20 protein-coding genes are annotated in these 23,215 nt (G+C 46.6%); 13 read left to right on the top strand and 7 right to left on the bottom strand.

All coding sequences use genetic code 11. The features are described from left to right. Positions 1 to 124 precede the first annotated feature (124 nt). Positions 125 to 310: a DUF2065 domain-containing protein gene (locus OQJ86_RS21505; protein ID WP_038872028.1), complete on the bottom strand. Its 186-nt coding sequence runs from the start codon at positions 308 to 310 to the stop codon at positions 125 to 127. A gap of 173 nt (positions 311 to 483) precedes the next feature. On the opposite strand from OQJ86_RS21505, the gene OQJ86_RS21500 reads away from it, so the two are divergent. Together OQJ86_RS21500 and motX are read left to right on the top strand one after the other, a co-directional pair. Beyond that, positions 484 to 1,800, top strand: coding sequence for an adenylosuccinate synthase (locus OQJ86_RS21500; RefSeq protein ID WP_038872025.1), 1,317 nt, complete (start codon positions 484 to 486; stop codon positions 1,798 to 1,800). Between the two features lie 229 nt (positions 1,801 to 2,029). Continuing rightward, positions 2,030 to 2,665 (top strand): flagellar protein MotX, encoded by a 636-nt coding sequence (gene motX, locus OQJ86_RS21495; RefSeq protein WP_265990747.1) that lies wholly within the window; start codon positions 2,030 to 2,032, stop codon positions 2,663 to 2,665. 106 nt (positions 2,666 to 2,771) lie between these two features. Here motX and hmpA read toward each other — a convergent pair whose 3' ends face one another. Continuing rightward, positions 2,772 to 3,956, bottom strand: coding sequence for an NO-inducible flavohemoprotein (gene hmpA / locus OQJ86_RS21490; protein ID WP_265990745.1), 1,185 nt, complete (start codon positions 3,954 to 3,956; stop codon positions 2,772 to 2,774). Positions 3,957 to 4,067: 111 nt separating this feature from the next. Between hmpA and nsrR the strand changes: the two genes are divergently transcribed. The 5 genes from nsrR to trpS all read left to right on the top strand — a co-directional run bounded on the left by nsrR (position 4,068) and on the right by trpS (position 9,877). Beyond that, positions 4,068 to 4,493, top strand: a complete 426-nt coding sequence (gene nsrR / locus OQJ86_RS21485) for a nitric oxide-sensing transcriptional repressor NsrR (RefSeq protein ID WP_038872016.1) — start codon at positions 4,068 to 4,070, stop codon at positions 4,491 to 4,493. A 117-nt stretch (positions 4,494 to 4,610) separates the two neighbouring features. Next, positions 4,611 to 7,097 (top strand): ribonuclease R, encoded by a 2,487-nt coding sequence (rnr, locus tag OQJ86_RS21480; protein ID WP_265990742.1) that lies wholly within the window; start codon positions 4,611 to 4,613, stop codon positions 7,095 to 7,097. A gap of 72 nt (positions 7,098 to 7,169) precedes the next feature. Next, positions 7,170 to 7,913, top strand: a complete 744-nt coding sequence (gene rlmB / locus OQJ86_RS21475) for a 23S rRNA (guanosine(2251)-2'-O)-methyltransferase RlmB (RefSeq protein WP_010443989.1) — start codon at positions 7,170 to 7,172, stop codon at positions 7,911 to 7,913. 123 nt (positions 7,914 to 8,036) lie between these two features. After that, entirely contained in the window at positions 8,037 to 8,723 is a 687-nt protein-coding gene (locus tag OQJ86_RS21470; protein WP_265990739.1) for a phosphoglycolate phosphatase, read from the top strand. A gap of 116 nt (positions 8,724 to 8,839) precedes the next feature. Then, a complete protein-coding gene (trpS, locus tag OQJ86_RS21465) occupies positions 8,840 to 9,877 on the top strand; it encodes a tryptophan--tRNA ligase (protein WP_265990737.1) in 1,038 nt (345 codons plus the stop codon). Positions 9,878 to 9,938: 61 nt separating this feature from the next. Here trpS and OQJ86_RS21460 read toward each other — a convergent pair whose 3' ends face one another. Beyond that, positions 9,939 to 10,313, bottom strand: coding sequence for a hypothetical protein (locus OQJ86_RS21460; RefSeq protein WP_265990735.1), 375 nt, complete (start codon positions 10,311 to 10,313; stop codon positions 9,939 to 9,941). Positions 10,314 to 10,839: 526 nt separating this feature from the next. Here OQJ86_RS21460 and OQJ86_RS21455 point away from each other — a divergent pair. The 6 genes from OQJ86_RS21455 (at position 10,840) to OQJ86_RS21430 (ending at position 19,807) form a co-directional block, all read left to right on the top strand. Then, the gene (locus OQJ86_RS21455; RefSeq protein ID WP_265990733.1) at positions 10,840 to 13,788 is read left to right on the top strand and encodes an ExeM/NucH family extracellular endonuclease; all 2,949 of its coding nucleotides are present in this window, start codon (positions 10,840 to 10,842) and stop codon (positions 13,786 to 13,788) included. 189 nt (positions 13,789 to 13,977) lie between these two features. After that, positions 13,978 to 14,565 carry an aminodeoxychorismate/anthranilate synthase component II gene (locus OQJ86_RS21450; RefSeq protein ID WP_038872003.1) on the top strand — a complete coding sequence of 196 codons (588 nt, stop codon included), beginning with the start codon at positions 13,978 to 13,980 and terminating at the stop codon, positions 14,563 to 14,565. Positions 14,566 to 14,926: 361 nt separating this feature from the next. Continuing rightward, the gene (locus OQJ86_RS21445) at positions 14,927 to 16,138 is read left to right on the top strand and encodes an aspartate aminotransferase family protein (protein WP_038872001.1); all 1,212 of its coding nucleotides are present in this window, start codon (positions 14,927 to 14,929) and stop codon (positions 16,136 to 16,138) included. A gap of 108 nt (positions 16,139 to 16,246) precedes the next feature. Continuing rightward, a complete protein-coding gene (gene astA, locus OQJ86_RS21440; RefSeq protein ID WP_038871998.1) occupies positions 16,247 to 17,266 on the top strand; it encodes an arginine N-succinyltransferase in 1,020 nt (339 codons plus the stop codon). 28 nt (positions 17,267 to 17,294) lie between these two features. Then, positions 17,295 to 18,752 carry a succinylglutamate-semialdehyde dehydrogenase gene (astD, locus tag OQJ86_RS21435; protein WP_038871996.1) on the top strand — a complete coding sequence of 486 codons (1,458 nt, stop codon included), beginning with the start codon at positions 17,295 to 17,297 and terminating at the stop codon, positions 18,750 to 18,752. A gap of 263 nt (positions 18,753 to 19,015) precedes the next feature. Further along, on the top strand, positions 19,016 to 19,807 hold the full coding sequence (locus OQJ86_RS21430) for a DUF1338 domain-containing protein (protein WP_054757244.1): 792 nt from the start codon (positions 19,016 to 19,018) through the stop codon (positions 19,805 to 19,807). A gap of 227 nt (positions 19,808 to 20,034) precedes the next feature. On the opposite strand, the gene crp is transcribed toward OQJ86_RS21430, so the two are convergent. The 4 genes from crp to OQJ86_RS21410 form a co-directional block, all read right to left on the bottom strand. After that, the gene (gene crp, locus OQJ86_RS21425; RefSeq protein WP_005381432.1) at positions 20,035 to 20,667 is read right to left on the bottom strand and encodes a cAMP-activated global transcriptional regulator CRP; all 633 of its coding nucleotides are present in this window, start codon (positions 20,665 to 20,667) and stop codon (positions 20,035 to 20,037) included. Positions 20,668 to 20,906: 239 nt separating this feature from the next. Then, positions 20,907 to 21,776, bottom strand: a complete 870-nt coding sequence (locus OQJ86_RS21420) for a phosphoribulokinase (protein WP_005432770.1) — start codon at positions 21,774 to 21,776, stop codon at positions 20,907 to 20,909. A gap of 124 nt (positions 21,777 to 21,900) precedes the next feature. Beyond that, positions 21,901 to 22,113, bottom strand: coding sequence for a YheU family protein (locus tag OQJ86_RS21415; RefSeq protein ID WP_038871991.1), 213 nt, complete (start codon positions 22,111 to 22,113; stop codon positions 21,901 to 21,903). Positions 22,114 to 22,178: 65 nt separating this feature from the next. Continuing rightward, positions 22,179 to 23,186 (bottom strand): hydrolase, encoded by a 1,008-nt coding sequence (locus OQJ86_RS21410; RefSeq protein WP_265990707.1) that lies wholly within the window; start codon positions 23,184 to 23,186, stop codon positions 22,179 to 22,181. Between the last annotated feature and the right edge of the window lie 29 nt (positions 23,187 to 23,215).

Here is a 23,215-nt window from a genome sequence, read left to right as displayed (position 1 = left end):
TTTAAACTACAAACCATCCTTGAAGGCTACGAACTAGCAATGTCTCTTGAACACTAGACTTGTGATCAAGAGACAGCCTATATGGAGCCTTTTTTATATCTGCTGGAAAATAAGCGCTGGCGGTTTAACTCATCATTATCGCGATGACCGCTCCGGCGACGACCAGACAACCACCAATCCGACGCAACTGGTTATCTGGTTGGTCACTCAACTGAGCCACCATGTTACGCCAACCGTTTGGGGCAATCAGTGGTCCAATTCCTTCTACAATCAAAACCAGCCCGATAGCCAGCCAAATAGACTCAGACATTGCGATTCCTTGTGGATTTAAGAAAGGTAAATATTATCAGTGATGTAGTGATTTCGAAATGAACAACATCGGTGATGTTTGCATTCTAGTATCAACTCTGTGAACAAAAATGACTGCAAGAAGGGGGATTCGGTGCTAGAATCCATTTTTAACTAGCAATCAGACTTGGAAAGATGGGAAATAACGTAGTCGTTCTAGGCACCCAATGGGGTGACGAAGGTAAAGGTAAAATTGTAGACCTTTTAACTGAAGATGCAAAATACGTGGTACGCTACCAAGGCGGTCACAATGCAGGTCATACACTTGTAATTGACGGTGAAAAAACCGTTCTTCACTTAATTCCATCAGGTATCCTTCGCGATAACGTAAAATGCGTTATCGGTAACGGTGTAGTGCTATCGCCTGAAGCTCTAATTAAAGAAATGAAACCTCTTGAAGAGCGCGGCATTCCAGTACGCGAGCGTCTTTTCATTTCTGAAGCATGTCCTCTAATTCTTCCTTACCACGTTGCAATGGACCAAGCTCGCGAAATCGCTCGCGGTAAAAAAGCTATTGGTACAACAGGTCGTGGTATCGGTCCAGCATACGAAGATAAAGTTGCTCGTCGCGGTCTACGCGTTGGCGACCTATTCGATATGGAAACGTTCGCTGAGAAACTAAAAGAAGTAATGGAATTCCATAACTTCCAACTAGAGCATTTCTACAAAGCTGAACCAGTAAGCTATGAAGAAGTACTTGAGCAAGCTAAAGGCTACGCTGAGCTACTAACTTCAATGGTTATCGACGTAACTGACGAACTAGACGCAGCACGTAAGCGCGGCGACAAGATCATGTTCGAAGGTGCGCAAGGTACACTGCTAGATATCGACCACGGTACTTACCCTTACGTAACTTCTTCTAACACGACTGCTGGTGGTGTTGCTGCAGGTTCTGGTTTCGGTCCTCGTCATATCGGTTACATCCTTGGTATCACTAAAGCTTACTGTACTCGTGTTGGCTCTGGTCCATTCCCGACTGAGCTATACGACGGTCTAGACAAGCAAGATCCTGTTGGTAAGCATCTAGGTGAAGTTGGTCATGAGTTCGGTGCAACAACTGGTCGTCTACGCCGTACTGGTTGGTTCGATGCTGTTGCGATGCGTCGCGCAATCCAAATCAACTCTATCTCTGGCTTCTGTCTAACTAAACTAGACGTTCTAGATGGCCTAGAAGAGCTAAAAATCTGTACTGGTTACAAGATGAAAGATGGCTCTATCCTAGAAGTTTCTCCAATGGCAGCTGAGTCATTTGAGCAAGCGACACCAATCTACGAAACAATGCCTGGTTGGTCTGAGAACACATTTGGTGCTAAGTCAATCGACGCGCTACCACAAGCAGCTCTAGACTACATCAAGCGTATTGAAGAGCTAACTGGCGTGCCTGTAGACATCGTTTCAACAGGTCCAGATCGTAACGAAACTATCATCAAGGTTCACCCATTCGAATCTTAATCGATACTCGTTAGAGATTATAAAAGCCGACTTTCGAGTCGGCTTTTTTGTATCTGTAACTTGGCTGCACTGACGGAAAAATAAACTCGATATGGCAAATTGTTGCCGTTAAGCTTAAACAAGAGGCAAAAATTGTCTAAAGCTTAACTGACGTTTGCCGATAAGGTTATCAAGCAGAGGAGATCCTTCGCCGATCTTTGATTTCTCAGAATCCTTAAAGAGTACATTTATGAAGTTACGAACAGTGGCTGCTTCACTGTTATTGATGCTGAGTGCAACGTCGGTCAAGGCAGATGTTGCCGATGTGGGGGCACCAGTTCCCATCTATACCGAAGCAGAGTTAATTAAGCTTATTGAACAAAATAAGCATTTAGAGCGCGTGCGTGCGGATAACTGCCAGTTGGTGGAAGATATTGTTGCGCGTGCCACACGAATTAATTTACCGTCGTATGAGTTTCTCTACGGCGACATGCTGGCGTGGGGCGTTTGTGTAGAGCAAGATGTTGAACTTGGTCTCTACTATATGGAAAACGCTGCACACCAAGGCTTACCTGCTGCATTAGAGCAGCTTGGGTGCTACTACTCTCGTGGTACCTTAGTTCAACAAGATAAAGAGCGTGCAATCCCATACCTGCGAGAAGCGGCGGCAATGGGGAACCTTAATGCGCGTATTCATCTTGCTGAGTTATTGTTACGTGATTACGGTAGCCCACTGGATTACGAAGATGCTTACCGTTGGTTATACAACTCAGTCACGGCAGATCAGAGAAAGCATAAGCGTATTGCGGTGCTAAGAAATGGTTTAGAGCAACGTATGCCGCAAAACATCATTGCGCGAGCCAAGCGTCGCGACACTTTCTGGTAGATGTACTCTTAAAACACCAGTAGCTTCATAACACTCTGCCAATAAAAACAACAAAGCCCACATCATGTGGGCTTTGTTGTTTTTCCCGAAACGTAATCGTGAGCGATTAAACGACTTTGTGTGGACCGAAGCATTCATAGTGGAATTGTTCTTGCGGAACACCAAGTTCAAGCAGTTGTTTCGCTACGTGCTGCATAAAACCAACAGGGCCGCAGAAGTAAACTTGAACGTTGTCTTGTTTCACTGCTGCTTCAATTTCGTGTAGGTTTACAAAGCCGGTGAAATGGAAGTCTTCACCCAACTTATCTTCAGCCGTTGGTTGGTTGTACCAAACCAGCGAGTTCATATTCTCTTTTGCGCCAACAATCTGATTCACATGATGTTTGAATGCGTGTTGTTGGCCGTTTTCTGCTGCGTGTACCCAAGTTACAGGTGCTTTGTGTTCAGCAAGGCTCTCAAGCATTGAAAGTGTTGGCGTTAGACCGACACCAGCGGAAACCAAAACAACGGGTGTACTTGCTTCTACGTCCATAAAGAAGTCACCCGCAGGTGCGGCTAGCTGCACTTTATCGCCGATGTTGAGATCGTCATGCAGGAAGTTCGATACCTTGCCGCCGTCTTCACGTTTTACCGAGATACGGTAAGTGTTTTCTTGTACCGCAGAGGAGAGGCTGTACTGGCGAATCTCTTGGTTTTCGAACTTATCACTGTTGATGTAGATACCAAGATATTGGCCCGGTTTGTACTCAGAAACCTTTTCACTATCGACCGGTTTGAAGACGAAGCTACAAATGTTCTCGCTTTCAAGTTGTTTACCAACCAGTTCAAACTCACGCAGACCACGCCAGCCACCTTGAAGTGCTGCATTTTCTTGGTATATTTGTTCTTCACGTTGAATGAACACGTTTGCTAGCACGCCGTAGGCTTCTGCCCATGCGTCAATCACTTCTTGACCAGGAGAAAACAGCTCATCAATGGTAGCCAGTAAGTGCGTACCAACGATTTGGTACTGATCTTTAGTGATCATAAAACTGGTGTGTTTGTGGGCGATTTTTTCTACTGCACCAAGTAGGGTTGGTAGGTTGTCGATATTGCTTGCATAAGCACAGATAGCATTAAATAGAGCTTCACGTTGGTCACCATTACGCTGGTTACTCATGTTGAAAATGTCTTTCAACTCAGGATTATGGGTGAACATGCGGTCATAAAAGTGCGCAGTCAACTTCGGGCCAGTTTCTGCAAGAAGTGGTGCGGTTGCTTTCACGATATCAATGGTTTGGTTGCTGAGCATAATGGCTTCCTATTTAAAGTTGTATTTGTAATGCATGTTTAAAGTTGTATCTCAAATGTATCTTTCGATCAAGAAAAGAATTACACTTTTGCTTCTAGAGAGGATAGCAACATGCAGTTAACTAGCTTTACCGATTACGCGTTAAGAACCCTGATTTACTTGGCTTCTTTGCCCAAAGATGAGCTTACAAATATTACCGAAGTAACTGATTTATTTGGTGTATCACGTAACCATATGGTGAAGGTGATCAACCGTCTGGGTCAGTTAGGTTATGTACATACGGTGCGTGGTAAAAACGGCGGCATTCGTTTGATGAAGCCGGCAAAAGAAATTACTGTCGGTGGTGTGGTGCGCGATCTAGAGCCATTAGATTTGGTAAATTGTGATGTCGAGTTTTGTCACATTACGCCAGCATGTCGTCTAAAAGAGAAGCTAGCAAAAGCGAAATTGGCTTTCTTAGCTGAATTAGACGGTTGCACTATTGATGAACTGCTTCGCGACAACTCAGAGCTGCTGATCCTGCTTACACGTCCTTAGTTTTACGTGTGTGTCTCTCATCCTTTCAAGATCATTCTTTTTTCAAAGCAATTCTGTAGCTTATCAAGAGACTCGGATATACTAGCTCTATACCTTCCTTGCTAGATAGGCACGCCTATGTCAGACAATATTCCAAACGATCCATTCGCAGATCGTGAATCCAAAAATTACGAAAACCCAATTCCAAGTCGAGAGTTCATCACTGAGTTTCTGCAGCAAGCTGGCGTCCCAATGAATCGCAACGATTTGTTTGAAGCGCTTAAGCTAAAAGGTGAAGATCAATACGAAGGTTTACGCCGTCGACTGCGCGCGATGGAGCGTGATGGCCAGCTCGTGTTTACGCGTCGTCAGTGCTACGCGCTACCAGAAAAACTCGAGATGGTAAAAGGTTACGTAATTGGCCATAAAGATGGTCATGGTTGGGTGCGTCCTGAAGGCAGTGTCGGCAAGGATAATGACATTGTGCTGCCTCATCACCAAATGAAACACATCATTCATGGTGATTTCGTTTTGGTTCAACCGACGGATAACAGCAAGCGCGGCCGCCGTGAAGGGCGTTTAGTCCGTGTTTTAGAAGAGCGTAACACGCAGATCGTTGGTCGTTTCTTCCTAGAGTACGGTTACTCTTACGTTGTGCCTGATGACTCGCGTATCAGCCAAGATATTCTAATCCCAAATGAGCACAAAGCAGGTGCCCGCATGGGTAACGTGGTGGTGATTGAGATCACTGACCGTGGTTCTCGTTCGCGTGGCATGATGGGTAAGGTGGTTGAAGTGCTGGGTGAAAACATGGCTCCGGGTATGGAAACGCAAATCGCGATTCGTACTCACCAAATTCCTCATGATTGGCCAGCGGCTGTCGATAAACAAATTGAAAATCTAGGCGAAGAAGTCCCAGAAGAAGCAAAAGTGGGTCGAGTTGACTTGCGTGAGTTACCGTTGGTGACCATCGATGGTGAAGACGCTCGTGATTTTGATGATGCGGTGTACTGTGAGAAGAAAAAGAGCGGTGGTTGGCGTTTATGGGTAGCGATTGCTGACGTAAGTTACTACGTACGTACAGACTCTGCGCTGGACAAAGAAGCCATCAACCGTGGTAACTCGGTGTACTTCCCATCGCAAGTTGTGCCAATGTTACCTGAGGTGCTATCAAACGGTTTGTGTTCACTTAACCCACAAGTTGATCGTCTGTGTATGGTGTGTGAAATGACCATCTCTGACACCGGCAAGCTGTCAGGGTATAAGCACTACGAAGCGGTGATGAACTCACATGCACGTCTGACGTACAGTAAAGTGGGGGCGATTCTAGAAGGTGATGAAGAGCTGCGTATGCGCTACCACAACCTAGTGCCTCATCTAGAAGAACTGCACAGCATGTACAAAGTGCTAAAAGACGCTCGTGACAACCGTGGTGCGATTGAATTTGAGACCGTTGAAGCTAAGTTCATCTTCAATGCCGAACGCAAGATTGAAACCATCGAGCCTGTGATTCGTAACGATGCACATAAGATCATCGAAGAATGTATGATCCTAGCGAACATCGCGTCAGCGTCTTATGTCGAGAAGGCAAAAGAGCCAGCATTGTACCGTGTTCACGAATCTCCGGGTGAACTGCGCTTGCAGGGTTTCCGTGATTTCCTAAGTGAGCTTGGCTTGGATTTGAAGGGCGGTCTTGAACCATCACCAACCGACTATGCAGACTTGGTAAAACAGATTGCGGAGCGTCAGGACAAAGAGCTGATTCAAACCATGCTGTTGCGCTCAATGAAGCAAGCAGTATACAACGCGGACAATGCCGGCCACTTTGGTTTGGCGCTGAAGCGTTACGCGCACTTCACGTCGCCAATTCGTCGTTACCCAGACCTGCTGCTGCACCGCGCAATCAAATATCTGATTGCCAAAGAAGAAGGTCGCAATCAAGATCGTTGGACCCCAACGGGTGGTTACCACTACTCGTTTGACGACATGGACTTCTACGGTGAGCAATGTTCTATGACAGAGCGCCGTGCAGACGACGCAACTCGTGAAGTGGCTGATTGGTTGAAGTGTGAATACATGCAAGACCATGTTGGCGATGAGCTGGATGGTGTTATTGCCAACGTGACCAGCTTTGGTTTCTTTGTTCGTCTGACTGAGCTGCACATCGATGGTTTGGTGCACATTTCAACGCTAGCGAACGACTACTACCAATTTGATCCGATTGGTCAAAGACTTATCGGTGAAAGCTTCGGTAACATCTATCGCCTAGGCGATGCGGTGAAAGTGAAAGTGCTTGCGGTTAACTTAAATGACAAGCAAATTGACTTTGAATTAATCGAAACAAGCCGTAAGCTACGCGGCAAAGGTAAGACTGCGAAGAAACGCGCAGCAGATGCCAAACGCAAAGCAAAAGAGAAAAAGCGTGCGGCAACCAAAGGCGGTACTCGCGCGAAGCCGATGATTGAACCGACCAAGCACCCAGAACCTGCGGAAGCAGGCAGTGCTCGCAAAGGTAGCGCGAAGCGCAGTGACGCTGAAGGTACGAAAAAGCCGAAGAAAGCACGCAAGAAAAAGCCACACAGTAAGCCGAGAAAGACTAAGCGTACTAAGAGCGACGCTGAGTAGGCTGAAGCGCCAATCTAGTCCGAAAAGGAGTAGATTGGCGAGGGCAAGACGACCAGAACAACAGGTTAAACAATGAGTAACGAATTTATTTACGGCATTCACGCAGTGAAAGCGGTATTAGAACGCGAACCAGAGCGTTTTATCGAAGCATACGTCCTAAAAGGCCGCCAAGACGATCGTCTAATGCCAATCCTGAATGACCTTCAGGTTTGTGGTGTTTCGATTCAACAAATGACTCGTAAAACGCTAGACGACAAAGCACACGGTGCTAACCACCAAGGCATCATTGCGCGTGTTAAAGCTGCGAAACAGCTTAATGAAAACGACATTGATGGCATCCTAGCGCAGCATGAATCACCGCTGCTGTTGGTATTGGATGGCGTGACGGATCCACACAACCTAGGCGCATGTCTTCGTAATGCTGATGCAGCCGGCGCGGCGGCGATCATCGTACCGAAAGATCGCTCTGCACCGATGAATGCCACCGTAAGCAAGGTTGCTTGTGGCGCAGCAGAAGTCGTGCCATTGATCCGAGTGACCAACTTGGCTCGTACTATGCGTACACTGCAAGAGCAAGGCATCTGGTTTGTTGGTACAGCAGGCGAAGCAACGCACGATATCTACCAAGCGAAACTGACTGGCCCTCTTGCTATCGTAATGGGTGCAGAAGGTGACGGTATGCGTCGTCTAACTCGCGAAACCTGTGACGATTTGATTAAGATCCCAATGGCAGGTAGCGTTTCAAGTTTGAACGTATCTGTGGCATCTGGCATTTGTTTGTTTGAAGCTGTTCGTCAGCGTATTGCTGCAAAGTAATTGCTAAACAAGTTTTAATAAACAAATAGTTACTGCAAAGTCAGACATAATGATAAAAACAAAGGATGGGGTGCCATCCTTTGTCGTTTTCACCGATTTATAAATAGAATTTTCAGGGAAGTTATGACTCAACAAGACATTAAATTCATTGCCTTTGACCTAGACGGTACTTTGCTTGATAGCGTGCCCGATCTTGCGGTTTCCGCCGATCAAGCTGTTCAAGAACTCGGTTTTCCTTCTGTTTCAGAAGAACAAGTTCGTGACTATGTTGGTAACGGCGCAGACGTGCTGATTGGACGCTCATTAAGTCAAAGCCTGACCATCAATCCAGAGTTGAGCGAAGAGCTTCGTGCAAAAGCGCGTGTGCTGTTTGATGACTACTACGAGCAAAGTGGTCACAAGTTAAGCCACCTTTACCCAACGGTAAAAGAGACGCTGGAAGAGTTGCACAAAGCCGGTTTTGTTATGGCGTTGGTGACCAACAAGCCTTCGAAGTTTGTGCCTGATGTTTTAGAAAAACACGACATCGCAAAATACTTTGTTGATGTGCTAGGTGGCGACGCGTTTCCAGAGAAAAAACCAAACCCAATTGCACTGAACTGGTTGATGGAAAAGCACCAAATCCAACCGAGTGAAATGCTGATGGTCGGCGACTCGAAGAACGACATTCTCGCAGCAAAGAATGCAGGCTGTGCCTCATTTGGTCTGACTTATGGCTACAACCACGGTGAGCCTATCTCTGCATCAAATCCAGATTTCGTCGCTGACAGTTTGGCTGAATTATTGGATGTAGTAGCGGTTTCTGCATAACGGCTACAAAAGAGCTTCCAAAATACTCGTTAATGAGTACACTGAGTAAACCGTGCACCTATCGTTGCACGGTTTTTTTCATTTATTTAGATTAAGAAGTCAAAGGAATCATTCTAATGAGCAAACCCATTGTATTGAGTGGTGTTCAACCTTCAGGTGAACTAAGTATCGGTAACTACTTGGGTGCTCTACGTCAATGGCAGCAGATGCAAGACGATTATGATTGCCAATACTGTGTGGTAGACCTTCACGCGATTACGGTTCGTCAGGACCCTAAAGCACTGCATGAAGCGACGCTAGACGCACTGGCGATCTGTCTGGCAGTTGGTGTTGACCCGAAGAAGAGCACGCTATTTGTTCAGTCACACGTACCAGAGCATGCTCAACTTGGTTGGCTTCTTAACTGTTACACCCAAATGGGTGAACTGGGTCGTATGACGCAGTTTAAAGACAAATCTGCACGTTACTCAAACGACAGCTCAAGCCAGTTTGGTGATGTAAACGTTGGTCTGTTTGACTACCCAGTGCTGATGGCGGCAGACATCCTGCTTTACGGTGCGCACCAAGTGCCTGTAGGTAGCGACCAGAAGCAACACCTAGAGCTAGCGCGTGATATTGCTAACCGCTTTAACAACATCTACTCACCAGAGCAGCCAATCTTCCAAGTGCCAGAGCCTTACATTCCGACGGTAAACGCGCGTGTAATGAGCCTTCAAGACGCAACGAAGAAGATGTCTAAATCCGATGACAACCGCAAGAACGTTATCACGTTGCTGGAAGAGCCTAAGTCGATCATTAAGAAGATCAACAAAGCGCAAACTGACACAGAAACGCCACCGCGTATCGCTCACGATTGGGATAACAAGGCAGGTATCTCTAACCTAATGGGTCTATACTCTGCGGCAACAGGCATGAGCTTTGAAGAGATTGAAGCCAAATACCAAGGCGTTGAAATGTACGGTCCATTCAAGAAAGATGTTGGTGAAGCGTTGGTGACTATGCTTGAGCCAATTCAGGCTGAATACCACCGCATCCGCGCTGACCGTACTTACATGAATGAAGTGATGAAGCAAGGCGCGGAGAAAGCATCGGCACGTGCGGCTGAAACGTTGAAGAAAGCATACGAAGCAGTGGGGTTTGTCTCTCGCCCATAGTTGCTCAAAAACATCAGAATTGAAAAGCTCTACCATTGGTGGAGCTTTTTTTATGCCTATGTTACTGGAATGGCGTGCCTTCCATGCAACGTTCCATATCGTAATACTCCACGCGTCCTCTTGGGCCTAGGAAAGCAGACTTGACGACAAAGCCACGATCAACAAAGTAACTTAATTCGATACAAGATATCTCGTAGCTGGATTCCTTAATACTTGCGGGTAGCCAATAGTAGCCAGGGCCAGGTAAGCGGGCGGTATAGGTGATTAAGCCATTATCACTTACTTCAAACATTTTGAACTCACTGAGTTCTTGCTTAGCCACTTCGACCAGATGCTCAGAGGTACTTGGTTCGATGGGCTCACTCGAGGTCAATTGACACCCCGCCATTAACATTGAAGCCGAAAGGGCTAGCGCAATCTGCTGAAATTGTTTCATTTTCTTATCCTAATCGTCGTTATTGGAGATCTTGTTATCTGTCTCTCATGAGCGTTATAACGAGTACTTATGGATTTTGCTAGATTTGCATGGTGAGAGTAATGCTTGGTTTATAAAACTTTGAACTTAACGCGCATAAATAACCTCAAAGGTTATTTTTAATGGCGCAGTAAAGGAAAGAAATAATAAGTTCGTCATTCTAAATTAGCATTGCTTAATATTTAAATTATATTGCTAGAATTAAATTAATTCAGATTAAATACTCATCCATTCACATAGCATGCTGAGTGATATAAAACCGAGTAATAAGTCTAATTATTGATATTTATATTCTTAGTTGCTGTATTTGTTACAAAAAACTGTTTAAATGGGCAGCCCTGGCATAATTTTGCGTATTCACGTGTGATATATTTCACGGCTTTTACTGGTGTTTCTTATTTATTTCATAAATAAACCTGATAGTAGGCACAAATGGTGGGCTCTGCTCAGGGCTTAGTTTGCATTTAAATAAATATCAGGTACGACAATGGATACGTTAATCAAACCCTCTTTACTTGCACTGACGATTGCCAGCGCGCTTAGTGCCAATGCTAACGCAGAAATTATCCTTTCCCAATATGTTGAAGGTGGCTCATACAACAAAGCCGTAGAAATCGCGAACACGGGCGATGCAGCGGTAACGCTAACCGGTTACGAGCTAGCGAAATCATCAAACGGTGGCGGTACTTGGGGGAGCACACTCGACCTTAGCCAAGTGACGTTACAAGCTAACCAAGTGTATGTACTGGCTCATGGTGACGCGAGCGATGCCATCAAAGCTGTCGCGGATATCACAGATAAAAGCGTTGCGAACTTTAACGGTGACGACCCGATCGCACTGCTTAAAGATGGCGAAGTGCATGACATCATCGGTGTGATGGGTGACGTAGATTTTGGTAAAGATACCACATTGGTTCGTAACAGTGATGCACTAACCCCTTCTGCTACTTATGATGCATCTCAGTGGACGGCATTTGAGAAAGACAACATTGACGGTCTTGGTGAGCTAAATGCGACGGAGCCACCAGCACCATTCGCTTGTGAAGTAGACGGTCAGCAACCTAACTTCACCACCATTCAAGATATTCAAGGTGAAGGCGATTCGTCACCATTTATTGATGGTTATCCATACATTACTGACGAAGATCATTTCGTAACTGGTGTCGTGACTGCTGTTACCACTGGCCTAACCAAAGGTTTCTACCTGCAAGCGTTAGAAAGCGACAACAACGACAAGACTTCAGAAGGCTTGTTCATTCATACCGATGCCGCGGATACCAATCTAAAATCAGGCGATGTTGTTTGTGTGAAAGGTAAAGTTCAAGAGTATTACAGCAATACTCAGCTAGCTTCTGATGCTAACAGTTATGTGAAAACGGGCACATCGGATATTCCTCGAGTTACCGATCTTGTTATCAAAGAAGGTGAGACACTACGTGATGCGCTAGAGCGTCATGAAGGCATGCAAGTTGAACTGAAATCAGCAAGCGAGTTGTTTGTGACTCGTAACTTCTCTTACGACTACGATTCACGTCGTAACAATATGATGCTGTCTCATGAAGCGCCATTGTTTAAGCCGACTCAATTACACGCAGCAGAGAGTGATGCGGCCGTTGAGCTAACAAAAGACAACGCAGCAAATCGCGTATACCTAGAATCAGATGGCAAAGCACCAAACGGCCAAATCCCTTACTACCCAGATTTTGCTAAAGATGCAGATCAAGATGGCTCTTCTGAGCAGCACATTCGTCTTGGTTCGCGAGTAGAAGGTCTGCAGGGCGTGGTGGCTTACAGTTACAACGAATACCGCTTGATTGCGACCAATGAAGTCGATAACACCAACTTCGTGGCTTCAGGTGAAGACTTCGACGTGGCTCGTAAAGATGCGCCAGCGATTGCGGATTCAGATTTGCGTATCGCGAGCTTTAACGTACTGAACTACTTCAACTCTGTGGCTGACAGCGGTCATGAAAACCCAACCGGACAAAACCGTGGGGCAGAAAACCTCGATGAGTTCCTGATCCAACAAGCGAAAATCGTTGCGGCGATGAATAAGATGGACGCTGACATCATTGGCTTAATGGAAGTCGAAAACAACGGCTTTGGTGACAGCAGTGCGGTGAAGAACTTGGTGGATGCATTGAATGCTGAAATCGAAGACACAGAAGATCATTACACTTACGTTGAAATCGCGGATCAAGACAAATACCAAGACGAATACTTTGGTAGTGATGCGATCATGGTGGCGATCCTATACCGTGCAAACGAAGTGACGCCAAAAGAAGTTGCGAAAGTGATTGTGACACCAGAGCAGCACATCGAAGAAAACACCATTACGCGTAATGACGGTGCAGAAGGCAACCCGGCTTACGACAAATACCAGCGTCATAGCCTGCTACAAACCTTTACAGTGAAAGAGACCGGTAAAGATCTATCCGTTGTGGTTAACCACTTCAAATCGAAAGGCTCTGAATGTATTGAAGAATGGATTGCGGGTGTAGAAGACTCTGAGCCGGCGGATCTGCAAGGCAACTGTAACAACTTCCGTGTTTCTGCAGCCAACGTTGTGGGTGACGCTCTGAAAGGCATTGAAGGTGACGTGCTAGTAATGGGGGACCTAAACGCGTATGGCATGGAAGATCCTCTGCTTACACTGACTGATTACTCGAAAGAGAAATACGGCCGTGACATTTACACTGCTGCTTATACAACCATTGGTGGTGGTGATCTTCAAGTTGAGAAGACCAAAATTGAAAAAGGTTACGGTTACCATAACCTGAACACGGTACTTCACGGCGCAGACACCTTCTCATACACCTACTCTGGTGAGCTAGGTAACCTAGACCATGCGTTGGCGAGCAACAGCTTGGCACAAAAAGTAGTGGCGATTGAAGATTGGCACATCAACTCACTAGAAAGTAACTTGTTCGAATACAGCAGCAAGTACACCGGTGATATGCCGAAGTACAAAGATGCGTTCTCGGCGTCTGACCATGATCCAGTGATCATCGCGATTGATTTCCCAGATACAGATATCGATCTACCAAGCTCAGGTGAAAACCTAGCAGTGGAAGTACGTTTACCACCAAACGCAGTTGTCGGTGATATCGTGACAGTAAGCCTAACTGAAGCAACTCAAGCGGCGTCGTCAACCTCTGATGCTGATGGTTATGGAGCGAGTGCAACTCTGACACAAACGGACATTGATGCTCGTAGCGTCAGTGTGGAATTCGACAAAGCACCAACGGAAGGCCAGTACGTTCTAGAAGAGAAAGTGACAGACTCTACGGGCAACACCGTTAAGTTCAGTGATTCTCGCGATGTTACGTTAGAGCCGTCGAGCACTAACCCATCAGACGATGATGATGGTGGTTCATTTGGCTTTGGCGCGCTAATTGCGCTGCTAGGTCTAGGCTTATTCCGCCGTCGCCGCTAAGCGAATTTATTTCCTGACAAACAGTTCCTAAATAGCTGTAAAGACCAAAGGCCAGCCTATGCTGGCCTTTTTATTCAGCAAAAACTTGCCTTTCTTGCTTGGTATAGCAAAATACCGCCCTTGATTGTCACGAACGTGGCGATTCACTACGTAAGCATTGCCAAAACGGATTGGAGCAACCGACCCTTTATGTTGTTGATCATCGATAACTACGACTCTTTTACCTACAACCTTTACCAATACTTCTGCGAACTTGGTGCAGACGTAAAGGTGGTGCGTAACGATGAGATCGACATCCAAGGCATTGAGGCACTCAACCCAACTCATTTGGTGATCTCTCCTGGGCCATGTACCCCTAACGAAGCAGGTATCTCTCTACAAGCCATTGAGCACTTTGCTGGTAAGTTACCTATCTTGGGCGTTTGCCTTGGTCATCAGGCTATTGCACAGGTGTTTGGAGGGGAAGTGGTACGTGCTCGACAAGTGATGCACGGTAAGACATCCCCAATTCGTCACAATGGTCGCAGTGTGTTTAAAAACCTCAATAACCCGCTCACGGTAACCCGCTACCACTCTCTTGTCGTGAAAAACGGTACGTTACCAAAGGTGTTTGAATTGACTGCGTGGACTGAGTTGCCTGACGGAACCATGGATGAAATCATGGGTTATCAGCATAAAACCCTGCCAATTGATGCAGTACAGTTTCATCCAGAGTCAATTAAGACAGAACAAGGCCACGAACTACTCGCAAACTTTCTTGCGCGTAAAACGATCTGATCGCGATCACTTTTCTTAACAAATTCTTCATATTTTGTGCCTGAGAAGGGGAATGCAAAACTATGCGTTCTGCCAATTAGGTAGGGCCTATTCATTTTTCTCATTTCTTTCTGAACCTTGTCATGCATGGTTTTTATAAAAAATCGCTTCTCTATTTGCGTTTCTTGGTGCATAAATAATCATAGATAGTGAGTATGAGGTGTTACGCTCGCATGCGAAAAGAATAAATCACTATTGAAATGGTTAATCAAATGTAAATACAATGCCGTATTAGCTTAAATGCAAAACATTATTTGCTGGCAAAGAGTGCTGGTTAAATTCGCTTATCTGCTAGGCATGCGGTATCAAGAAGGAATGTGCAATGACAACGGAAAACAAAGTAGAGCGCGGTTTATTCGATGAGGTAATGGTACCTTGCTATAACCCGATGGAAATGATTCCTGTAAAAGGTGAAGGTTCACGTATTTGGGATCAGAACGGAAATGAATACATCGACTTTGCTGGTGGTATTGCGGTGAGCTGTCTTGGTCATTGTCACCCAGTTATGGTGAACGCATTGACTGAGCAAGGTAACAAGCTTTGGCATCTAAGTAATGTTATGACTAACGAGCCTGCACTTCGACTGGCGAAGAAGCTAACAGAAGTGAGCTTTGCCGAGCGCGTGTTCTTTGCTAACTCTGGCGCAGAAGCGAACGAAGCAGCACTGAAGCTGGCGCGCCGTTATGCAGCAGACGTTCATGGCACTGAGAAATCTGAAATCATCGCATTCAAACAAGGTTTCCACGGTCGTACTTTCTTCACCGTAACGGTAGGCGGCCAAGCGGCTTACTCTGACGGTTTCGGTCCTAAACCAGGCGACGTAACGCACCTCCCTTACAATGATATCGAAGCGCTGCAAGCACATATGTCTGATCGCACTTGTGCGGTGATGATGGAGCCTCTACAAGGTGAGGGCGGCATCATTCCACCAACACCTGAATTCGCTCAAGCGGTTCGCGAGCTGTGTGACAAGCACAACGCACTACTGATCTTCGATGAAGTTCAAACTGGTAACGGTCGTACTGGTCACTTCTACGCATACCAAGGTCTAGGCATTACGCCAGACATCCTAAGCACTGCGAAATCATTAGGCGGTGGTTTCCCTATCGGTGCCATGCTGACGACAGAGAAACTGTCTGAACACATGAAAGTCGGTACGCACGGTTCGACTTACGGCGGTAACCCGCTAGCATGTGCCGTTGCCGAAGCGGTCGTTAATGAAGTGACAAAACCAGAAGTACTGGCTGGTGTACTAGAGCGTGAAGCGATGTTCCGTGAGGGTCTAGATAAGATCAACGCGAAATACAACATCTTCTCTGAAGTGCGCGGTAAAGGTCTACTGCTTGGTGCTGCACTGAACGAAGAGTGGCAAGGTCGTGCGCGTGACGTACTGGTCGCTGCGGGTAAACAAGGTCTCATGGTATTGGTTGCGGGTGCCAATGTCGTACGTTTCACACCATCACTCGTTATCACACAACAAGAAATCGAAGAAGGTTTGGCGAAGCTAGATAAAGCGATCGCAACACTGGTCTAAGCGCGGTCCCCATTTATCGTCAACCTAGAAACCCCCATCAAGGATCTCTGATGGGGGTATTGTTCCTACAATATAGTTAGGATCTTCTTGCATCTGGAGGGAGTATTGATGCTAGTAGTTCGCCCTATCGCAATGTCGGATTATGACGCGCTGCACACTTGTGCGGTTGAGTCTGGTCATGGGTTTACATCTCTACCGGTTAACGAAGAACTGTTAACCAATCGAATTAAACATTCAGAGTACAGTTTTGGCAAACCTGACGTGAACGAAGCCGGTGATGAAGGCTACCTAATGGTGGGCTTTGAATCTGAAACTGGTGAAGTCGCAGGTACCACAGGTATTGAAGCTTCAATCGGCTGGGATGTGCCTTTTTATTCTTACCACATCAGTAAAGTGGTGCACTCGTCACCAAAGCTTGGCGTAAACAACGTGGTTAAGCTGCTGACGTTTGGTAACAACTACACGGGTAACAGCGAAATCTGTACCTTGTTCCTACGCGAGAAATTCCGTGGTGGCTTGAACGGGCGTCTGATGTCTAAGTGTCGTTTCTTAATGATGGCAGAGCACCCAGAACGCTTCTCGGAAACTATCTTTGCTGAAATGCGTGGTGTTTCTGATGATCAGGGCAACTCACCATTCTGGCAATGGCTTCAAGAGCATTTCTTCTCTATCGATTTCACGCTTGCGGATTACCTAACCGGTATCGGTAAGAAAGGTTTTATCGCTGATTTGATGCCGAAATTGCCAATCTACATCAACTTGCTAAGCCCAGAAGCACAAGCCGTAATAGGTAAGGTGCACGATAACACGCGTCCTGCTCTGAAGCTGCTTGAGCGCGAAGGTTTTACTAACCGTGGTTACGTCGACATCTTCGATGGTGGCCCAACGGTGGAGTGTGACCTACGCAATATCGAATCGGTACGTCACTCGTTCCGCGCGCAAGTCAAAATCTCTGAGCATACCAGTACTCAAGACTTCTTGATGTGTAACTCATCATTCGAGAACTTCCGTGCTGCAGCTGCAAAAGCGGCTTACGACGCTGAAACGCAAAGCGTTGTATTGGCTCCTGAACTTGCTGATGCGCTTTTGGTTGAGGAAGGGGATTTTGTTCGCCTTCTTCCGCAGTAACTGACGACAGAATTTAAGGATAGAAACAATGACACATTGGATTGCAGGTGAATGGGTACAAGGTCAGGGTGAAGGATTTACGTCTCTGTCGCCGTACAACCAAGAAGTGATATGGCAAGGCAACGGTGCAACGGCAGAACAAGTCAACCAAGCGGTTTCGGCGGCACGTGAAGCGTTTGTTGATTGGAAGAAGCGCCCATTTGCAGAGCGAGAAGCGATCGTGTTGGCTTTTGCTGAAAAAGTAAAAGAGCACAGCGAAAAAATCGCCGAAGTGATTGCCAAAGAAACCGGCAAGCCGATTTGGGAAACACGCACCGAAGCGGCAGCAATGGCAGGTAAAATTGCGATTTCCATCCGTGCTTACCATGACCGTACGGGTGAAGCTGCACGTGAAGCCGCAGGCAACCAAATTGTATTGCGCCACCGCCCACTGGGTGTGATGGCGGTATTCGGTCCTTATAACTTCCCAGGTCACTTGCCAAATGGTCACATCGTGCCAGCACTACTGGCTGGTAACACCGTTGTCTTTAAACCGTCTGAGCAAACGCCATGGACGGGTGAACTCGCTATGAAGCTGTGGGAAGAGGTCGGTCTACCAAAAGGTGTGATTAACCTAGTCCAAGGTGCGAAAGAAACTGGCATTGCGCTTGCGGATGCGAAAGGCATTGATGGAGTGCTGTTCACCGGTAGTGCAAACACAGGTCATGTTTTGCATCGTCAGTTTGCTGGTCAGCCGGGCAAAATGCTGGCGCTTGAAATGGGTGGCAATAACCCGATGGTTATCTCGGATAACTACGGCGACCTAGATGCGACGGTTTATACCATCATCCAATCGGCTTTTATCAGTGCAGGTCAGCGCTGTACTTGTGCACGTCGTCTTTACATTCCATTTGGCGACAAGGGTGATGCCGTCATTACTAAGCTGGTGGAAGCGACACTCAATATTAGAGTCGGCCAACCATTTGCAGAACCTGCGCCATTTATGGGACCACAGATTTCGGTCGCGGCAGCTAAATTCATTCTGGATGCACAAGCAAACCTACAAGCACTTGGTGGAGAAAGCTTGATTGAAGCGAAAGCAGGCGAAGCGGCATTTGTTTCTCCAGGAATTATTGATGTGACGAACATTGCTGAACTGCCAGATGAAGAGTACTTCGGTCCACTTCTGCAAGTTGTGCGCTACGAAGGGCTAGAGAAAGCGGTAGAACTGGCTAACGATACACGCTTTGGCCTTTCTGCGGGTCTGGTTTCAACCGACGACCAAGAGTGGGAATACTTCGTGGACCACATTCGTGCCGGCATCGTGAACCGCAACCGCCAGCTAACGGGCGCAAGTGGTGACGCACCTTTTGGTGGTCCGGGTGCGTCGGGCAACCTACGTCCAAGTGCTTACTACGCAGCAGACTACTGTGCGTATCCAATGGCATCAATGGAAGGACAAGAGACGGTCTTGCCTGCCACATTGAGTCCGGGTGTAAACCTGTAATAGAGAAAAACGAAGCGGTGACAAAGTATCGCCGCTTCTCTCTGCCGGAGCTATTTACCAAGTTAGGATTCTGGTAAGCGCGCTGGCAAACGCCAAAGGCGAGCTTAAGACTCTCCAGTGCGTGTTGACTGACTGGCACTTATGCCACACATACCGTCACAGGTTGATGACCGCTCGTTCGTGATTCTGGACAGTCTCCGGGCTGTGAACGAGCGGTCAACTTCTCTTACCCCTAACTCTACATTGCATAACAAGGAGTCGTTATGACGCCCGATGTGTTATTTGAATCGCTATGGCAAGATTACATTAAACGTCTTTGTCCTTCCGCTGCTAAAGTCCATCAACTTCTTCAAGAAGATGAGCCTCTGATTAATGACCATATTGCTCTACGTACGTTTAATGTCGATCCCCTAGGCATTGAAACGTTAGCGAAGCCATTCTTGGCGGTGGGCTACAAAGCCTGTGGTGACTACGTATTTGAAAGCAAAAAGCTGGTAGCAAAACATTTTGAGCACCCAGATCCAAAACAACCAAAAGTCTTCATCAGTGAGTTGAAAGTGGATGAGTGCTCACCAGAGCTACAAGCCATTGTTCATAAATTGGTAGAGCAGGTTGATGCTTCTAAACTGACAGGCAGTGACTTCTTATACGGCGGACGTTTGTGGAACCTCAGCTATGCTGACTTCCAAACCTTGGCGAAAGAGAGTGAATACGCTTCTTGGCTTGCTGCGCACGGTTACGGAGCTAACCACTTCACAGTGAGCGTTAATCAACTCAACCAGCATCAAGAAGTGAAGCAAGTGAACGACTACCTACGCACTGCTGGTTTCACCATCAACGAGAATGGCGGTGAAGTAAAAGGCACGCCAGAGGTGCTACTAGAGCAATCATCGACCATGGCAGACAAAGTGCCAGTGAGCTTTACTGAAGGTGTTGAGGTGATTCCTGGTGGCTTCTATGAGTTTGCTAAGCGCTATCCAATGGATAACGGTGAGTTGTACCCAGGATTTGTGGCTGCATCGGCAGATAAGATTTTCGAAAGCACCAACGGTTAAAGAAGAGGCGAGAACGGGCTACGCCCTCTAGATGCCGGAATGCTTCGCTGCGGGAGGTTTTAACTCTCGGAATCTGAGAGGGCTATATCTCGGAGGATGAAGTCCGATCTCGGAATGCAGTGTTCCCAATTCTCGGCTCTTTGTTTTCCGTTCCCGATTCCCAAAAAACAAAAAAGCCACCAAACTTGCATTTGGTGGCTTTTAAATTTTATAAACGTTAATCGAGATTAACGAGTCCCGTAAACAACGATAGTTTTACCGTGCGCAGAAATTAGGTTCTGCTCTTCTAGCATCTTCAAGATACGACCTACTGTCTCACGAGAACAGCCAACGATTTGGCCGATTTCTTGACGAGTGATCTTGATTTGCATGCCGTCTGGGTGCGTCATCGCATCTGGCTGTTTAGCAAGGTTCAGAAGAGTCTGAGCGATACGACCAGTTACGTCTAGGAACGCTAGGTCACCCACTTTTTGGCTAGTAACTTGTAGACGACGAGCCATTTGCGCAGAAAGACGCATTAGGATGTCTGGGTTAACTTGGATAAGTTGACGGAATTTCTTGAAAGAAATCTCAGCCACTTCACAAGGAGATTTAGCGCGAACCCAAGCTGTACGCTCTTGGTCTTCTTCGAATAGACCAAGTTCACCAATGAAGTCGCCCTGGTTTAGGTAAGAAAGGATCATTTCCTTACCTTCTTCGTCTTTGATAAGAACCGCAACAGAACCTTTAACGATGTAGTACAAAGTCTCTGCTTTTTCGCCCGCGTGAATTAGCGTGCTTTTTGATGGGTACTTATGAATATGACAGTGTGAAAGAAACCACTCTAATGTTGGGTCGGTTTGAGGTTTACCTAGAACCATAATATCTCACTTCCTCTGCAGGGTACGCTTGCGCTATCCATATTTTAGCTAAGCCTGAATTGGCCTACTAGAATAAGAGCACTTTTTATATGCTGCAAGCTCTCTTGTGTTTCGGTTAGAAATAGTATCCTTTTTCGAAAACGATTTCTTGATTTTAATCGTGCCATCATTGAGATTTTGTAAGCAAAACTGTGCACATGATCACGGTATGAAAAGTAAACACTACGATGGCAAGGTTTTTAGCCAATTTTCCCTGTTTCGATAAGTTGCTGCAGAATCGGCCTTACTATGAGCTCCATTGCAAAGCTCATCTTACCGCCCGGTACCACAATAGTATTGTGGCGAGACATGAATGAGCCATCAATCATTGCCAGTAAATAAGGAAAGTCGACATTCTTTATGCCGCGAAGGCGTATGACAACAAAACTCTCATCTAAACTTGGGATGCCTTTGGCATTGAGTGGGTTGGATGTATCCACCGTTGGGACACGCTGAAAGTTGATGTGCGTTCGAGAGAACTGCGGGGTGATGTAGTTTAGGTAGTCATCCATTGAGCGCACGATCGAATCCATGACCGCTTCTCTTGAGTGGCCACGATCGCGCGTGTCACGAACGAACTTTTGAATCCATTCTAAGTTGACGATTGGCACCATGCCAATTAGAAAGTCGACGTGACGTGCCACATTGACATCGCCATCCACCACGCCACCATGCAAGCCTTCGTAGAACAAGACATCACTGTTTTCTGGCAGATCTTGCCAAGGTGTAAAGGTGCCCGGCATTTGGTTATATGGGACCGCTTCATCAAAGGTGTGCAGATAACGGCGCACGCTGCCAGTGCCATCTTCACCAAACTGACGAAAGAACTCTTCTAACCCCGGAAAGTCATTGGCTTGTGGACCAAAGTAACTGATGTGTTTGCCTTGCTCGCGGGCTTTACGGATTTCGACGTCCATTTCTGGACGAGTAAAACGGTGAAAGCTATCGCCTTCGACCCATGCAGGTTTGACGTTCATCATATTGAACATCTTGCGGAAGGCTTCAGATGTGGTGGTGGTACCGGCACCGGATGAACCAGTAACCGCAATGATTGGATGTTTAGCTGACATGACAAACCTTGTCGAAAATTACTTACCTGTAAAGTGCAGCATGCGTATGCTGCACGGTCGATAACCCACTATAGCACGTAACAAGCCCTTGTCATCGAGTGGGATACGGTAAAATGTGAAGGGTCTAAAACTTTGCTTTTAATTGAATATCTACTGTTTCATGTAGCTCAGAAAAGACGATGATTGCTTCACCTTTTTCTAATTGGTATTTGACCTGATCGATTTTACTTTGCAGTGAAACTTCGACCGAGCCATAGTCGGTGCCTTCACGTAGTACGAATTCACGAATCAAATTTTCCAGCGTTTCTGGCGCGATGTCTTGCCAAGGGATGACCATAAATACCTCAAACTTTTATGATGTTTAAGCGCGCCTTGGGTTGGAGTCTGGCGCGCCTAAGTAGTTTACTGTGTTCGTGGCACGGATACAGCAGAAAGGTACTCCGCAGCGATACTTTCGTAATAAGCAGGTAGGGCTTCTTCTAACCAAAACTTTGGTTTGAGAGCGGTTCCTGTAAGAAAACCCACATGCCCCCCATGCTCATAAAGTCGGTAATCGATGTTATCTGGCAACACAAATTTCGGGATCACTTCTTCCGTCATAAACGGATCGTCTTTTGCGTGGATTATCAGCGTCGGTAGAGTGATCTGTTGCAGCTTGCTTAAGCCAGAACATTGATCGTAATAATCTTGTGCGTCTTTAAAGCCATGCAGAGGGGCTGTGATCAAGTCGTCGAACTCATACAAGCGAGTCACACGTTTGATCGAGTTATACGACAGTGCAAGTTCGCCTTGGATTAAGTCATGCTTTTGCAGTGCATTACGCTTTAGTGAAGAGAGTAAGTAACGTCGATAGACCTTCGAGAAGCCTTGCTCAATACGATTGGCACATGCCGCTAAATCAAGCGGTGCAGAGACAATCGTCGCGGCACTCAAGATCGGGTCACCTTTGTACTTAGCTAAATAGTTCGCCAGCATGTTACCGCCGAGGGAGATCCCTACTGCGATTTTTGGATTGTTGGGGAACTGCTGATTGAGCTGCTCAAGAAAGAAACGAGCATCCGTTACTTCGCCAGAATGATAGGCGCGGGCTTTCTTGTTTGGCTTACCACTGCAACCACGAAAGTGCATCATCACTGAAAGCCAACCCGATTTAGAGAAGGCGTTCATCAAACCGTTCGCATACGGGCTGTAGAAGCAGCCTTCCAAGCCATGAAAGAGGACGAAGATTGGTTTGTTGCGTGCGGCTTCGGAATCTGGCTGCTGGGACCACGCCAAATCGAGGAAGTCACCATCCGGTGTATCGAGTGTTTGCCAAACAGGCGTAAACAGCGCTTTCTTGCGAATAAAGCGCGGTAATAGCGTCTGAAGGTGCGGGTTCTTAATCCCGGCGGCTGCGAAAAATTGTGTCATACCTAACTGCTCTTATATGGTCCTTCAAT

The organism is Vibrio sp. Sgm 5 (genome assembly GCF_026241575.1).
GTDB lineage: Bacteria > Pseudomonadota > Gammaproteobacteria > Enterobacterales > Vibrionaceae > Vibrio > Vibrio jasicida.
The sequence above is the reverse complement of the archived record's forward strand: the minus strand, read 5'-3'. Positions and strand labels throughout refer to the sequence as shown.